Genomic DNA, 15,244 nt, shown 5'->3' on the forward strand with positions numbered 1-15,244 from the left:
AGTAAGATGAAAATTCAGAAAGAGATAGATTTTATCCTGGCTGTAGATGCGCTTAAAAATGTACAGCGAAGAAATTATAATGCAGACGATTCCCGAAGAGAGAATACGGCGGAACATTCCTGGCAGATTATTATTCTGGCTCAGATCCTTTATCCGTATGCTAAAAACCGTGCGGATATTGATCTATTGAGAGTGATAAGAATGCTTTCCATTCATGATCTGGTGGAGATAGAAGCCGGAGATACTTTTATTTTTGATGAAAAAGCAATGGTAGGTAAGTTTGAAAGAGAGAAAGCATCTGCTCAAAAGATCTTTGGAATTCTGGATGAACCTTTGCGTTCAGAATTCTTTAATCTATGGCTGGAATTTGAAGATGAGAAAACACCTGATGCTATTTTTGCCTGTGGAATCGACAGAATCATGCCGTTTATTTTAAATTCCCATACCACAGGAAAAAGCTGGACGGAAGCCGGAGTTACCGAAAAACAAATCCGGAATATGCTTGAAAATGCCATCAGTAGAGCATCGGATGAAATGGGAGAGGCTTTTGAACTTTTACTGAACAGAAGTCTGGAAACAGAAAAAGTGTTGAAATAACCTTAATGAAAATAAAAAGAATCGGGCGGCCTCTGGCCGCCCGATTCTTTATTTATAGTATCTGGATTGGTTTCTTGAATTCGTCAATCGCTACAAAAGTAAAATCACCTACGATGGCTTTCTCTCTTTCATACGAATACATCTGCTCTGTGTAAATTTCAACGTTCACTTTCATACTGGTTTTCCCCACGTATGAAACTTTCCCGATCAGTTCAACAATCGTTCCGGCAGGAATCGGTTTTTTGAAATCTATTTTGTCGCTGCTTACCGTTACCACTCTTTTTCTGGCAAAACGGGTAGCGGTAATAAAAGCTACTTCGTCCATCAGCTGCATAGCCGTACCACCAAAAAGGGTATCATAATGATTGGTTGTGTTTGGGAAAACCGCTTTAAAAATTCTGGTTTCGGAGGCTTCAATTCTTTCTTCTGTAGTCATATTTCATTATTAATTAAAGCGAAATGAAATAATATCAAACAACAGAATAATAACAGGAAATTCGGAAATTCCTGAAACAATTCATCAGATCAATACAACTTCAAATCGCGAAAGTTACTTGTTTAAGAAAAAGGCAGGTCTCCTGACTTGTAACATCTTTTATCTCCTTCCCATGCCTCGCACAGTGGATCTTTGATAAAGATTTCAGTTACTTACAGTTGCGCGACAGTCCGTGATTTTCACACGGTTCCCTTTTAATCTGCAGTGATGCAGAACCAATTTCTATGATGAATAAGCGTAAAACTTTTTCGGGTGCAAAAATAATGAATTTATTCCGGATTATGATAAATAATCTGGCTGATTACTCTTCCTTTTTTGATTGTCCAAAGAGTTGTATATCTGTTTTCTCCTGAACCATTGATCATATAAAGGAAAATATTATCGTTGTCAAGGGAAGTTACTCCAATGTTCTCAAAATCCATGGTAGGCTGGAACATATTTTTGATGGCTTCTCTTACAAAAACAGAACCTCTTCCGGGCTGTTGTACTCTGATGGATTTGATTTCAGTCATTCCTTCAGGAAGATCATTTCCTATTCCCCATGGTTTTACTTTATCAATGGTAAGAATTTTTCCTTCAGCATCTTTTTCCTTTTTACGGTATCCTGCATTGGAAGGATAGACATCAATCACTACTTTGCTTCTTTGTGCGGTAGGGATTTTAGGATCGGAATTGTCTGTGAAAATAATTGATCTTCCGTTTTTAGATTTAGAAGGAGTATAGGCGGGAAGCTGATCTACATAGGCAATACGTCCTTTATTCACCATTCCTTCTTTATCAAGAGTTTCATAACGTACAAAAGGCTTGTCATCATCCTGTTTCTCCGGATATTTGATCCAGATCCACTCTGTTTCTCCCGGAGCCGGTTTTACATAAACAAAAACATCTCCTTTACGCATACGGATCTTGTCTACAATTTTTCGGTAGTCATCTTTATGTACGCGTACGTTGGCATATCCTTCTTCAGCTTTTACCACTCCAAAAGGAACTTTTGTCTGCCCTTTTACAAAAACTATAGATAAAATACTGAATGCGGATAAATAGAATGCTTTATTTATAAAAGTCATCATGAAATTTTTTTTGATCCCCAAATATATAAATTAAATACTTTTCGGGAGATAATTATACCGCTGCAGTTCTTTAAAATCTTGTATTTGTTTTAGATGGCCGTCAGAAAGCAGATATATATGGTCTGAAATATCCAGAACATCCTGGTAATTGTGATCAGAAATAATAAAACCTTTATACTTTGACTGCTGAAGAATGATTTTCTTTAATTCTTCACAAACTTTTGGAGAAAGGCTGTGGAATGGTTCGTCCAGTAAAACAAAATCTGTTTCAGAGTAAATGATCATCAGGGTTTCAATAATTCTCTGTTCGCCTTTAGAAAGATTTTTAATCTTTTCATGGAGAAGGGGTTGTATGAATTCCAGGGCAAACAGCAAATTGGTGTTTTCTTTATTACAAAAGAGAGGAATCAGGTTTTTAACGGTTTCATATTTAGGCAAGAAAAGGTCTTGGGGTAAATAGGAGATTCTGTTTTTTCTGTCTGAAGTACTTTTTAAAACCTTGTTATCACATTTTATAAACTGGGTATCACCGCTGATAACCCCGAAAATAATTTTTAATAAAGTTGATTTTCCACTTCCATTTCTGCCCAGCAGCCCTGTAATCTGTCCGGTTTCGCATCCTATATAAACATCCTGCAAAATTTTCCTTTCATTGAAGGACTTTGTCAGACTATCAACATGCAGTTTGCTCATAAAAACAATGTTATAATTTTTACAATAATCCCCGATAATATCGTTCCTGCCCAAAGAGAAATTCTTGAAAACCCTACATTGGCATAAAAGTAATATTCGTTTTTAAACCTTAATTCATAAATGAAATAGTGAAGAACGGGAAGGATTAAAAGGAAATTCAGTCCAAAATTTTTAATACTGAATGATGATAAAAAAGAAATCAATAAAGAAAATCCCAAAGTTGGAAACATTATTTTTTTATAAAAAATCCAGAGAATAGAAAAACTTTTGTTCATGGTAAAAATAAAAATGGAATATCTATGAGAGTGTATTTTTTACAGCATTAATTTCAAAAGTATAAAAAAAAGCATAATAATATAGGGTCGTTTGGGAGATATTCCAAAAAATCTCTTATTTTTCAAGGGAATTTTAAAACTAATAAACATGACAAAAAAACTACTGTATGTATTCTCTTTTATTTTGGGAGTTTCCAGCTTTCAGGCAAACAACAAAGTAGAAGAAGAATTCCAACCCTTATTTTACTGTGATACCAATGCTCCTACTGGCGTGCAGGTGTCTGCTACAACTCTTACCTCAGGAACTATTACCTGGACTGCTGATCCCAATACTCCGAATAATTTTATCAGATATAGAATACCTGGATCCACTATCTGGATGGTGGCTACTCCTGTAGCTGGGCAAAATTCCTATACTATTACTAATCTGCAGCCTTGTACAACTTATGAAGTGCAGGTGGTAAAATTGTGTACTGTACAGGGAACATGGTCTAATCCTGTATTTTTTACAACAACGCTTAATTATTGTGCAAGTGCATCTACAGATACCAGCCTGATGCATATTTCCAATGTGACCGTAAATTCTGCCGGAATTACCACTCCAATGGTCAGCAATTCCGGGCCTTCCAATTATACAGATTACAGAAGTGATGTAAGCCGTAAGGTCAAGTTTTTTATAGGAAGTACAGGAAATACACTTTCAGTGACCAATACGTGGACGGGAACTCCGGGGACAACCACTGTAACGGCATGGATTGATCTTAATGCCAACGGAATTTTTGAATCCAGCGAAAGAGTTATGGTGGCGAATAATATCACTCAGGCTGCTCCGGCAGTGTCTGTTTTTACAATTCCAAGTTTGGCAGCAGTGACATTGTGTGGTGTAACCATGAGGATTGTTTCCAGTCAAACAATGCCAGCAGATGGCTGTAGTACATTTACCTATGGAGAAGTTGAAGATTATGGAGTAGATTTACTCAATCTCACCCTTGGAGTTGAAGAATCAAGGAAATCTGCAAAACCTGAAATTTATCCTAACCCTGCATCCGATGTTTTAAATATCTCAGGAATTTCAGACGTAACTGATTATGAAATTTATAATGCTGTGGGACAGAAAACGGGAGAAGGAAAAGTTTCTGACCATAAAGTAAACCTTAGTAATTTGCCCAAAGGAATTTATTTTATCCAGCTGAAAGATAAAGACAATACAATCCGATTAAAATTCATTAAGAAATAAAGATCAAAAAAGAGAGCACCAGAAGGTGCTCTCTCTTACTATTTGCATTACATTAATTTCAGATGAATTAAATTCTCTCAAGTTCATCCGCATTAATTGTTGTTTTGAAAGTTCCGTAATTGACAATCACTTTATTGCGTGAAATTTTTTCAATGGTTCCTACACTGGTGCTTCCCGTAATACGAACACGCTGCCCGATTTTCATCCACACTGCACGGTCGGTTTTACGCTGTTCCTCCAGTCTTTCATTGGTTTCTGCAATTTTTTCAATAACGTCTTCTTTTTTCAGCTGTTGGGTAATTTTTCTCTTAACCACCTGCAGACGTTTTGATTCATCTTTGTCATTCCCCAGTTTTCTGAATTTCTCCTGTTCAAGAAGCTTCACAAAATCTTTTACAACATCTTTTCTGGATTTTCCCTTAGTATAGCTGTCAATGAATGTTTCAATCTTATTCCCGAACTGAAGCTTACGATGTTCCTCTTCATACAGCTTCTGGAAATTGAAAAGCTTCTGCTGAAGCTGATCATTCAGTTTCTGAAGGTTGTCACGTTTATCTTCTACAGATTCTTTTCTTTCTGCAAGATCAGATTTCAGTTTTTCAACCTCAAACTTTTCCTGCTGCAGTTTTACAATCGTTTTATCGAGATTGACAATATCATGCTCTACCTTTTTCTTGGCAGAATGGATAATGAATCTTGGAATCTTATTCTTTTCTGCAACTTCAAACGTAAATGAACTTCCTGCCTGTCCTACTTCCAGTTTATACATCGGTTCCAATGTTTCTTCATTGAAGAGCATGGCTGCATTCTGGGCATTGGGAAGCTGTTCTATTACCAGTTTAATATTGGTATAGTGAGTTGTAATAATGGCAAAACTCTTTTTGTCATAGAAAAACTCCATGAAACTTTCTGCCAGCGCACCTCCAAGCTCAGGATCAGAACCCGTACCGAATTCATCAATCAATAAAAGAGTATTGGCATCAGCCTCACGGATGATTCCGGACATTTTCTTCAATCTTGATGAGTAGGTTGATAAATGGTTTTCAATGGACTGGTTGTCTCCAATATCCGTCATGATTTTCTCAAAGAAAAACATTTCAGACTTCGGGTGAACCGGAACCAGAATACCACTCTGAATCATCAGCTGCAATAGTCCTACCGTTTTCAGAGTAATTGATTTTCCTCCGGCATTCGGACCGGAAATACAGATAATCCTGTTGTGATCTGTTAAGGTAAGGCTCTGGGGATGAATTATTTTGTTCTCTACTTTATTTCTAAGCCATAACAGAGGATGATAAGCCTCTCTTAATCTCAGCGTTTTATGATGGTTGATTTTCGGAAGAACTCCGTTGATCAATTCACCAAACTTTGCTTTGGCTCTAATAAGGTCAAGGTCAAAAATATAAATCTGATATCTCCACAGCTGAGGTTGAAATTCTGCCAGTTCTGCAGTCAGTTTACGGAGAACTTTGTCAATTTCTTTTTTCTCTTCCTCTTCATTTTCACGGAGTTTGAAATAGTGCTTCACAACACTATCCGGCTGAATGTAAGTAATGGAACCTGTCTTGGAAATTCCTAACGTTCTTCCGGCAACCCTTTTTTTGAATCCTGATTTTACTGCCAGAACCCTTTGGTCATCAATAATTGTTTCCCGAATATCATCCAAAAAGTCACTCTGTCCATACGTGGTAAGAGCACGGTTGAAATTTTCCTGAATCGCTTTTTTAGCAAGCTGAATTTCAGTTCTTATGCCTTTCAAAGCTGGAGAAGCTTCATTTTTTACCTCACCAAAACGGTTAAAAACCTTATCTACCTTCTCAATGATCTCTTTTCTGAATTCCAGTACAGAAACTTCTTCTAATAAAGTAGGGAAGGTTTCCGGCATGGTAGGGAAAAATTTCTGCAGTTTTCCGATCTGTTCCGTGATGGTTTTAATTTTGATGAAAGCAGCATTTTCAAGACGGTAATTCTCAATCAGCATCAATTTCAGCTCACTTTCGATATCTTCATATTCATCAAACGGAATCGCATTTGAACTTTCAAAACTCGAAAGATATTCCGAAGTTTTTTTTAATGAAAGTTCTGCCTCGTCTATTTCCATTGGACGAAGTTGAAGAATTTTTTCTCTTGTTTTCGGAGAATACGCAAATGGGGAGATTTCCGCGAGCAATTGCGGAAACTCTAATTCGTCTAAATCTTCTTTATCTATATACACAATGCAAATTTAGTGAGAATTTTGATTATTCCGTATATCTGAGAGATTTACAGAATAAATTACCTTTGAATTTGAAATTTATGATGTTACTTTTTTCTGAAAAAGATGGGAATGTTAAAAATAAGATGATATTCTTTTATTACATTTGAAATGTGAAACTGGAAACCCAAAGATTATTATTGAGAGATATCAACGAAAGCCACGTTGAGGATATTTTACGGATTCGAAGCAATGAAGTGATCAATCAGTTCGTCCTAAGAAACTCACCCAAAAATAATTATGATGCCCTTCAGTTTATTTTAACCATTAAAGAAAGAACTCGCAACAACCAAACTGTCTATTTGGGAATTTCTTTAAAAGATCAGCCGAATCTTATCGGAACGATCTGCCTTTGGAATTTTTCTGAAGACCGGAAAACAGCAGAAGTTGGTTATGAACTGTTACCCGAATATCACAGGCAGGGCATTATGTCTGAAGCTTTGAAAGCTGTTTTAGATTTTGGATTTAATGAATTGAAGGTAGAGGAAATTCTGGCAATTACCCATAAGTTCAATGAAAATTCGAAAGGGCTTCTTTTAAAACATCATTTTATTTTGGATGAAGGGAAGCAGGATGAAGGTTTTCCGGATCATATTATTTTTCGCCTAGAAAGAGTCTCTGGCGGTTCCTATGAAATCTAATAGGTTTTTCTCTATCTTTATCGCCGATTGAAATTACATATGAAAAATGAAATAAAATCTTTAACGGGACTTAGAGGGATTGTTGCATTATGGGTAGCGTTTTTTCATTTTAGTTTTTTCAGGAATGAATTCATTCAGGATGTAGTAGGAAAGGGGTATGTAGCAGTTGATATTTTTTTTGTATTAAGTGCTTTTTTGCTTACGGTTTCTTATTCCGGGAAGCTTAAAAATCTGAATTATAAAACAATAGAGGTTTTTTATAAAAAAAGAATCAATAGAATTTATCCTGTATACATTGTATCGGTTATTTTTATTGCATTGTTTTTGGTGAAGACTTCTATAGCAGGATTTCTGATTAATGCTGCATTATTACAATGTTTTTTTGATCCTGATTATCTGCTGAATGTAGTCTATTGGTCGCTAAGTACAGAATGGGTTTGTTACTTACTATTCCCTTTTATGTTATGGTTTGTTCTGCATTATAAAGTGCGCAGTGAAATTTTAATTATTGCCAGTTTGGCGTTGAGGTTTGTACTTCCTTATCTTCCCGGCCATTTGTATATTGGTTCTGAAATTCCTCTGGAGATAGGAGAATCACCAAGATATCTTGATCTTCCTTATGGGCTGGTTTCTCTTCTGAGAACAATTTCTTCCTATTTTCTTGGGATCGGAGTTGCCCTTTTACCAGCATTTAAAATGAAGAAACAAAACCTGATTATTTATATCATTCTCATATTGTTCATATCCATGTTGTTTGTGGAAAAAGGGCTGTTATTTATTCCTTTATTATCAGCATTTATGATCAAATATCTGTATGAAGGGAAGCCCAATTACCTGAAGACTTTTTTAGAAACCAAAGTTGTTTATTTTTTAGGAAATATCTCTTACTCACTATATATTATCCATTATATGGTGAAGAAACAGGATTTCGTTATTGTACATTCTTATCATCTTAATAACCTGTTATTAATATCCCTTTCATTGTTGCTGTCCTATTTTTCATATATGCTGATAGAAAGAAAAGTGAAGATATTTAAGGTATAACTGAGGCTCTTATTTTAATATTATTATTTTTGCACTATGACCTGGACAGAAATTTTAGCCCCGATAAAAAGTACGGAATACTTTACCACCCTTTGGGAGAAAGTGAAGAATGAATATGCAACAACCAAAGTTTTTCCACCAAAAAATCAGATTTTCAGAGCATTGGAGCTTACGGCTTTTGATGATGTGGAAGTTGTGATTATTGGTCAGGATCCTTACCATAATGATTATCAGGCGAACGGATTATGTTTTTCTGTATCTGAGCAGGTGGCAGCACCACCGTCACTTAAGAATATTTTTATTGAGTTAAAAGATGATCTGGGAGTGGTAAGAACCTCTAAAGAGCTTGATGACTGGGGAAAACAGGGCGTTTTATTGTTAAATGCTACGTTAACGGTTCGTGCCCATACACCCAATTCTCATAAAGATCTTGGTTGGGAAAAATTCACCAACTTCATTATTAAGGAAATTTCAGAGAAAAAAGAAAATGTGGTATTTGTTTTATGGGGCGCTTTTGCACAAAAAAAAGCCGAACTCATAGATCCGGCTAAACATTTTATTATTAAATCGGCACACCCTTCACCTTTTTCTGTGTACAGAGGTTTTTTTGGAAGTAAGCCTTTCTCAAAAATTAATGAGTATCTTATTTCCAAGGGGAAGAAGCCTATTTCCTGGTAGGATTAGCAGATGGGTCTGTTTTTTTTATCGTAATTCCGATTTTATATTTTCCGGCTAATGCTTTTGTACCATCCTGTGATTTTGGGGATGGAGCAACATCTTGCAATGTAATGGTATATCCGTTGAATTCTGTTGATTGGTAATAATTTCTTCCCGGATAATCCGCACTGGCAAGGTTCAGAATCATTGGTCGGGTAGAAGTTCCCATTACTTCTACCTGAGCAAGAGCAACTCCGGCCCAGATACAATTAGCTCCTTCAGGGCAACGGCTGTCCTCAGAAACCCCTTTGAATGTAACATTCATCTGGTATTCCCTTAAAAACTTATTTTCTCCTTCACTCAGATATATAACACCATCTTTCTGATTGTTAGTGCTTGTTGTTTTTGTACCTGCAGGCATTTCAGTAGCTTTTGGGTTAGTCTTGGCTTTCTTTTGGGCATCGCATCCTGTTAATGCAAATATTCCCAGGCTGAGTATGACAATTTTATGGAACATAGTTTCTTATATTTAATTAAATGACGTTGAACATATTAAGTAATACTACCAAAAACATTGCCACTCCTACCACAAAACTGAATCCGGTTCCATAAATGAATCCAATCAGTGCTCCTTTGGTTGACTGTAAAGCTTTATTCATATCCTTGCTGTCGTGAAGTAATTCACCAATAAATACCCCTGCAAACATTCCTATCAGAAAACCTAAGGGAATCGGAAGAAATATCCCCACAATGGTTCCTATTACAGAACCGATACTTCCCCAACGTGTACCTCCATATTTTCTATTGGTTTTTGCCGGAATCACATAGCTTAATACTACTGAAGCTGCGGTGAGAATTCCGAATGCCCAGATATAGATCATCGGAAGGTCTGCATCTGTCCCGAATTTATAGATCAGAAGTCCGCAGATACTCAGCAAAAGCCCGGGTAATACCGGAAGAAATGTTCCCAGTATCCCGATAAATAACAGAATAAGGCAGAAAATATTAATAATCGTTGTATCCATTCTTTTTAAAAAATATACATGCAATATAAAAAAAGTGGCCTTATAAAAGACCACTTTGAGAACTGAGTTATAAAATTTTATTACAAATTTAAGATTACGTATTCCAGAATCGGTCCTGATTTACCGATATTTCCACTGGCGTGGTTATGGAATGTGGTATAGTAGATATTTCCGCTGCTGGTAGTGGCTGAGCATGATCCTACATAATCACCATGCGCCTGGTGAGCGTTCCATGCATTCTGATTAATGGTAATGGTAATATTGTTACCATTTGCGGTATGGTGGCAGATGGTCATCTGGTTATTGTTTAACGATGTCCCCACAGGTGTTTTAGGAGCTGTTGTATCGACGTACTTATTGGTTCTTATCATCAATGGCTCATTATCTTTCTGTACCAATACTTCCCAGAACGACGGATCATAATGCTGGATTTTTTGCCATAAAGGCTGATCATACTGAATATCTAATGTGCTAAATCCTATTGCTGAAGCCATAGCAGCATTGGAAACGCTGCAGTTGTTATACATTGCACTATTACCATTGGTATTAAAGCATATCTTTGTAAGATCCAGAAAACCTCCATAAACACCACAGTACGGAGCATTTTTATCTCCACCTACCAGATAGGCAGCAGCCCAGTCTGAAGTATAAATGCTTCCGCCATTCGTGATAAAAGTAGAGAGATTACTGTAAATAGAAAGGTCGTTACTCGGTGTGTTGGTGCCTGAATAATTGAAGTTACGGGAACCGCAGTTCAGAAAAATAATATCGTACTGAGAAATGGTGTTGAAATTTTTTAAATCCTGATAGCTAATTTCTGTTGCTGTATAACCAAGACTTGTAATTATACTTTCTATCTCGTCATAACTGCCTTCTACATAAGCTATTTTTGCAATCTGATTCAGTTTTGAATCTTTGTCGGCCACACTGGTTGTTTCATTTTTTTTAACGGTAACAGGAACTTCTGTTCTGAAATTTAAACCATTCCCTGTCTGAATGTGAAGGGTAGAGTTTCCTTCAGGTGCCGTTAGGCTGAATGTTCCGTCAGCATTGGAATAGGTATGGTACACCTGATTTTTACTGTCAATAGTGAATACAATAGCCCCGCCAATAGGTTTTGTTCCGTTTTTAGCAAATACTTTACCTTCTATTGTTCCGGTAGGTATTGTTTTGGAATCTTCGGGATTGATTGGGTCATCGCCGCCTTTACAGTTTACTAACAACACAAGGCTGCATAGCATGATGAACAAGTAATTTTGTTTCATATTTAATTGATTTTGATGGGTTTAGTTTTAACCAAATTTAATAATTTTTTAATATTAAAACATTAAAATTGTAATTTATTTTAATATTTTTTACTAAAATTGATTATTTGTAGTTGATTTTTCATTTATAATTAAGGGTTGTGGAAGATTTGATGTTTTGAAAATTGATCCGCAATATTTTTCGTTTACTACTTTTTGGGATGAAAATTGATTATGAATAGTAAAATGATGATTCTTAATTTCATAAATTTGCTGTAATGAATGACCAGTTACAAGAAACTAAAAACTTTATACAAGAGCTGAGCGAACAGCTTTACATTTATATTACCCAGATATCACCTTCCGGGCTGGACTGGGTTTTCCATATTATTGTAAAATTGAGCTTACTTCTTGTCCTGTTTTTTATTACTGATTTTATTTTTAAATTCATCATTAATTCTGTCTTCAGGTTATTTCATAATGAACAGAAGTTTCCCATCTTAAAATCTATTTATCAGGCTAAAATCACCAACTCCGTAGCACATTTTGCAGCTTTGATTGCTGTTGCCGGTATACAGGGATCCATATTTCCTGAAAATGCATTGCCAAAAACAACCATTTTTATTATACGATGTATTAATCTGGGATTGGTACTAATGCTGGCAGGAATGCTGTACAGATCATTGACTGCTTTCAGAAATTATTTCAGCATCAAACAGGATTTCTATAAGATTATGGCACTTAATGCTATTTCTGAAACTGTGAAAATTTTAGGACTTTTCATCTTTACAGTAGTCGGGCTCTGTGTGATTTTTGGCATCAAAGGAACCACTATTGTAGGAAGTCTTGGGGCCATTACAGCGGTGCTGGTATTGGTTTTCAGAGATACAATCTTAGGATTTGTAACAGGGCTTCACGTAGCGACTTCTAAAAACCTGAAAGTTGGAGACTGGGTAAGTATTCCCAAATACAGTATTGAAGGAAATATTACGGAAATTAATCTTTTGACTACCAAAATCACCAATTTTGATAAAACCGTTTCTACCATTCCTACTTATGATCTGATGACCACAGAGATCAAGAATATGCAGGTGATGTCTGAATCCAATACCCGAAGAATAAAAAAATCAATCTACTTTAACATCAATTCTTTTAAATTTCTAACGGACGAAGATGTGGAGCGTTTAAAGGAGATTAACCTGATTTCAGATTATCTGGAAGAAAGAGCCTCAGAGATTAAAAAAGAAAAAGAAAGCCTTGAACATAAAGATAAAATCGTGAATGGAAGGCAGCTTACCAATATCGGTGTTTTCAGATATTACGCCCAGAAATATATTGAAAATGATCCGGATGTTGATAAAAACGGAACCCGAATGGTTCGCCAGCTGGAGATTACGCCACAAGGGCTGCCTCTTGAAATATATTGTTTTGCCAATGATTCCAAATGGGAGCGTTTTGAGCAGATTCAGGCCGATATTTTTGACCATTTATTGGTGGCTTCAAAAGAATTTGAACTTCAGGTGATGCAGGTAAGCGTGAAAGTGTAGAAAAGCTGGAAGACAGAAGAAGGAAGCTGGAAGTTTTATCCACTTTAAAACATATTTTAATTAAACTTTTAAATGATAATGAATTTAGAAAGACAAATAGAAGTACAAAGTCTGGTTTACTTCCAGCTTCAGGCTTCTGACTTCTAACTTCTCATATCTAACATCTAAAATAAAAAATGACAAAACTAAGCGTAAACATTAATAAAATTGCGACGTTAAGAAATGCAAGAGGAGGTGAAACCCCAAGTGTTACAGAAGCTGCTGTAAAAATTCAGGAATTCGGAGGACAGGGGATTACCATCCATCCAAGACCTGATGAAAGACATATCACAAGAAAAGATGTCTATGATCTGAAGCCATTGGTTACGACTGAGTTTAATATTGAAGGAAACCCTCATCAGGATTTTATTGACATGGTATTGGAAGTGAAGCCTGAACAGGTGACTCTGGTACCGGATGCTGATGATGCTATTACATCCAATGCAGGTTGGGATACCAAAAAACATCTTGATTACCTTACAGAGATCATTGCTGAATTTAAAAAAGCAGGAATCCGTACTTCTGTTTTCCTTGACCCTTTACCGGAACTGGTAGAATATGCAGCTAAAACAGGAGCAGACAGAATTGAACTGTATACCGAAGCTTACGCAAAAAATTATCTTATCAATAAAGAACAGGCCATAAAACCTTATTACGATACCGCTGTTGAAGCCAGCAAATTAGGATTGGGAATCAATGCCGGACATGATCTGAGTTTAGAAAATCTGAAGTACTTTTCAGATACTATTCCCAATCTGCTGGAAGTATCTATCGGGCATGCTTTGGTTTCTGAAGCACTTTATATGGGATTGGAAAATACAGTACAGGCTTATTTGAAGAGACTGGCAAAATGGTAATTAATTAAGAGAAGTTAGAAGCTAGATACTAGAAGTTAGTACAACTTTGTTTCTGATCTCTTATATTATCTAACTTCTAACTTCTAACTTCTAACTTCTAACCTCTAACCTCTAACTTCTAATTTCTAACTTCTATAAAAATGGAAATTTTAAACTCAAAAATATTCGGCGAAAATGTAACCAATACGCCGCTTCTTGTATTTCACGGATTATTCGGAATGCTTGACAACTGGGGAAGTTTCGGAAAGGATCTGGGAGAATATCTTCCTGTGCACCTGATCGATCTTAGAAACCATGGACGAAGCTTTCATTCAGAAAGTATGTCCCATGATGATCTGGCAGACGATATTGCACGCTATATGGATCATTACGGAATTCAGAAAGCTCATGTTCTGGGACATTCACTGGGGGGAAAAGCAGTAATGCAGTTTGCCATAAAATATCCTGAACGTGTTGAAAAACTTATCGTTGTCGATATTTCGCCTAAAGCATATCCGCCACATCATCAGGGAATTATCAAAGCACTGGAAACGGTTGACTTTGATACCGTATCCTCAAGAAATGAAGTGGAAGCCGTTCTGAACCAGTATATTCCGGAAAGATCTACCGTGCAGTTTTTAACGAAAAACCTGTATTGGGATGACAATAAAAAACTGGGCTGGAGATTCAATCTTAAAACATTATCTGAAAAATATAATGAATTTGTATCCAACGCCATTAAATTCGGTGTTTTTGAAGGAGATACATTGTTTATTGCAGGAGCAAAATCTAATTATATCCTGCCACAGGACGAATTTGGTATCAAGCAGCAATTTCCTAAAGCTAAAATAGTAACCGTACAAAATGCAGGACATTGGGTGCAGGCCGAAAATCCCGTTGATTTTGCAAATGTTGTTAAGGAGTTTCTTGGTTTAAATTAATTTTATACTTTGATTTTTGATATTGTGTTAAAATTTTATTAAAACGCAATATTGTTTCTCCATGATTTGAATTTTTTGTACTTTGGATTTTCAAAACAATAAAAATATTAACTTATGGAAAACAAAAATTCAAAAAAGAAGCCGTTTTTTGCGTCATTCTTAGAAAAACAGGTTAAAGATCCTGAAACAGTAAAAGGAGGAGGTATTACTTCCGTACTTGTAGACCAAATTACTACATCCCTACAAGATCAGATCACGACTCCTCTTAAGGATAATGTTACCAAGCCTGATAATGACAATGTAACAATGAAATATCCATCTGACGGAGATGATGATGTTTTAGAAGTATAAAAAATATACATACAGCTTAAGCTAATTATATATCAAACCAAAACTAAAACATTATGAAAAACCAAAACTCAAAGAAGAAGCCATTTTTCGCATCATTCTTAGAAAAGCAGGTGAAAGACCCTGAAACGGTAAAAGGAGGAACTGACGTAACCCTTGCTGAAAGGGATTTGATCACAAAACCTGCCATAGATACAGTAACTTCTCCAAAAGATGATATGATGCACACGCTGAAATATCCATCGGACGGTGATGATGATACCATCTTTATTCCACTGTAAGATCAGACAGAACATTAAA

Annotated in this window: 17 protein-coding genes and 1 riboswitch; of the genes, 10 read left to right on the forward strand and 7 right to left on the reverse strand. The window is 36.1% G+C overall.

What is annotated here, in order from left to right:
* Nucleotides 1–6 precede the first annotated feature (6 nt).
* On the forward strand, nt 7–597 hold the full coding sequence (locus tag JOE44_RS23740) for an HD domain-containing protein (protein WP_209788373.1): 591 nt from the start codon (nt 7–9) through the stop codon (nt 595–597).
* 52 nt (nt 598–649) lie between these two features.
* Here JOE44_RS23740 and JOE44_RS23745 read toward each other — a convergent pair whose 3' ends face one another.
* From JOE44_RS23745 to JOE44_RS23755, 3 genes are all read right to left on the reverse strand, one after another.
* Nucleotides 650–1,033, reverse strand: a complete 384-nt coding sequence (locus tag JOE44_RS23745; RefSeq protein ID WP_002977578.1) for an acyl-CoA thioesterase — start codon at nt 1,031–1,033, stop codon at nt 650–652.
* Between the two features lie 114 nt (nt 1,034–1,147).
* Nucleotides 1,148–1,328, reverse strand: a riboswitch (cobalamin riboswitch).
* A gap of 34 nt (nt 1,329–1,362) precedes the next feature.
* Nucleotides 1,363–2,163, reverse strand: a complete 801-nt coding sequence (locus tag JOE44_RS23750; RefSeq protein ID WP_209788375.1) for a hypothetical protein — start codon at nt 2,161–2,163, stop codon at nt 1,363–1,365.
* A 30-nt stretch (nt 2,164–2,193) separates the two neighbouring features.
* Nucleotides 2,194–2,856 (reverse strand): ATP-binding cassette domain-containing protein, encoded by a 663-nt coding sequence (locus tag JOE44_RS23755; RefSeq protein ID WP_209788378.1) that lies wholly within the window; start codon nt 2,854–2,856, stop codon nt 2,194–2,196.
* 423 nt (nt 2,857–3,279) lie between these two features.
* Here JOE44_RS23755 and JOE44_RS23760 point away from each other — a divergent pair, with 423 nt between their 5' ends.
* Nucleotides 3,280–4,368: a GEVED domain-containing protein gene (locus tag JOE44_RS23760; protein ID WP_209788382.1), complete on the forward strand. Its 1,089-nt coding sequence runs from the start codon at nt 3,280–3,282 to the stop codon at nt 4,366–4,368.
* A gap of 67 nt (nt 4,369–4,435) precedes the next feature.
* Here JOE44_RS23760 and JOE44_RS23765 read toward each other — a convergent pair whose 3' ends face one another.
* Nucleotides 4,436–6,583 carry a DNA mismatch repair protein MutS gene (locus tag JOE44_RS23765; RefSeq protein WP_105681020.1) on the reverse strand — a complete coding sequence of 716 codons (2,148 nt, stop codon included), beginning with the start codon at nt 6,581–6,583 and terminating at the stop codon, nt 4,436–4,438.
* Between the two features lie 152 nt (nt 6,584–6,735).
* Between JOE44_RS23765 and JOE44_RS23770 the strand changes: the two genes are divergently transcribed.
* Genes JOE44_RS23770 through JOE44_RS23780 form a run of 3 tightly spaced genes read left to right on the forward strand, consistent with a single transcriptional unit; the run spans nt 6,736 to nt 8,985 of the window.
* Nucleotides 6,736–7,263 (forward strand): GNAT family N-acetyltransferase, encoded by a 528-nt coding sequence (locus JOE44_RS23770; protein WP_209788385.1) that lies wholly within the window; start codon nt 6,736–6,738, stop codon nt 7,261–7,263.
* 39 nt (nt 7,264–7,302) lie between these two features.
* Entirely contained in the window at nt 7,303–8,307 is a 1,005-nt protein-coding gene (locus tag JOE44_RS23775; protein ID WP_209788388.1) for an acyltransferase, read from the forward strand.
* Nucleotides 8,308–8,343: 36 nt separating this feature from the next.
* Nucleotides 8,344–8,985 carry a uracil-DNA glycosylase gene (locus JOE44_RS23780; protein ID WP_209788390.1) on the forward strand — a complete coding sequence of 214 codons (642 nt, stop codon included), beginning with the start codon at nt 8,344–8,346 and terminating at the stop codon, nt 8,983–8,985.
* On the opposite strand, the gene JOE44_RS23785 is transcribed toward JOE44_RS23780, so the two are convergent.
* The 3 genes from JOE44_RS23785 to JOE44_RS23795 all read right to left on the reverse strand — a co-directional run bounded on the left by JOE44_RS23785 (nt 8,972) and on the right by JOE44_RS23795 (nt 11,254).
* The gene (locus JOE44_RS23785) at nt 8,972–9,481 is read right to left on the reverse strand and encodes a hypothetical protein (protein WP_209788393.1); all 510 of its coding nucleotides are present in this window, start codon (nt 9,479–9,481) and stop codon (nt 8,972–8,974) included. The genes JOE44_RS23780 and JOE44_RS23785 overlap by 14 nt on opposite strands.
* Nucleotides 9,482–9,497: 16 nt before the next feature.
* Nucleotides 9,498–9,989 carry a DUF456 domain-containing protein gene (locus JOE44_RS23790; RefSeq protein ID WP_105681015.1) on the reverse strand — a complete coding sequence of 164 codons (492 nt, stop codon included), beginning with the start codon at nt 9,987–9,989 and terminating at the stop codon, nt 9,498–9,500.
* An 80-nt stretch (nt 9,990–10,069) separates the two neighbouring features.
* Nucleotides 10,070–11,254 carry a carboxypeptidase-like regulatory domain-containing protein gene (locus tag JOE44_RS23795; protein WP_245169851.1) on the reverse strand — a complete coding sequence of 395 codons (1,185 nt, stop codon included), beginning with the start codon at nt 11,252–11,254 and terminating at the stop codon, nt 10,070–10,072.
* A 257-nt stretch (nt 11,255–11,511) separates the two neighbouring features.
* Between JOE44_RS23795 and JOE44_RS23800 the strand changes: the two genes are divergently transcribed.
* The 5 genes from JOE44_RS23800 (at nt 11,512) to JOE44_RS23820 (ending at nt 15,225) form a co-directional block, all read left to right on the forward strand.
* A complete protein-coding gene (locus JOE44_RS23800; protein ID WP_209788395.1) occupies nt 11,512–12,780 on the forward strand; it encodes a mechanosensitive ion channel domain-containing protein in 1,269 nt (422 codons plus the stop codon).
* Between the two features lie 176 nt (nt 12,781–12,956).
* Nucleotides 12,957–13,676 (forward strand): pyridoxine 5'-phosphate synthase, encoded by a 720-nt coding sequence (locus JOE44_RS23805; protein WP_105681013.1) that lies wholly within the window; start codon nt 12,957–12,959, stop codon nt 13,674–13,676.
* A 140-nt stretch (nt 13,677–13,816) separates the two neighbouring features.
* Nucleotides 13,817–14,596 carry an alpha/beta fold hydrolase gene (locus JOE44_RS23810; RefSeq protein WP_209788397.1) on the forward strand — a complete coding sequence of 260 codons (780 nt, stop codon included), beginning with the start codon at nt 13,817–13,819 and terminating at the stop codon, nt 14,594–14,596.
* A 114-nt stretch (nt 14,597–14,710) separates the two neighbouring features.
* Nucleotides 14,711–14,947: a microviridin/marinostatin family tricyclic proteinase inhibitor gene (locus JOE44_RS23815; protein ID WP_209788400.1), complete on the forward strand. Its 237-nt coding sequence runs from the start codon at nt 14,711–14,713 to the stop codon at nt 14,945–14,947.
* 53 nt (nt 14,948–15,000) lie between these two features.
* Nucleotides 15,001–15,225, forward strand: a complete 225-nt coding sequence (locus JOE44_RS23820; RefSeq protein WP_105681010.1) for a microviridin/marinostatin family tricyclic proteinase inhibitor — start codon at nt 15,001–15,003, stop codon at nt 15,223–15,225.
* The last annotated feature ends 19 nt before the right edge of the window (nt 15,226–15,244 follow it).

Source organism: Chryseobacterium sp. PvR013 (genome assembly GCF_017833095.1).
Classification (GTDB): Bacteria; Bacteroidota; Bacteroidia; order Flavobacteriales; family Weeksellaceae; genus Chryseobacterium; species Chryseobacterium culicis_A.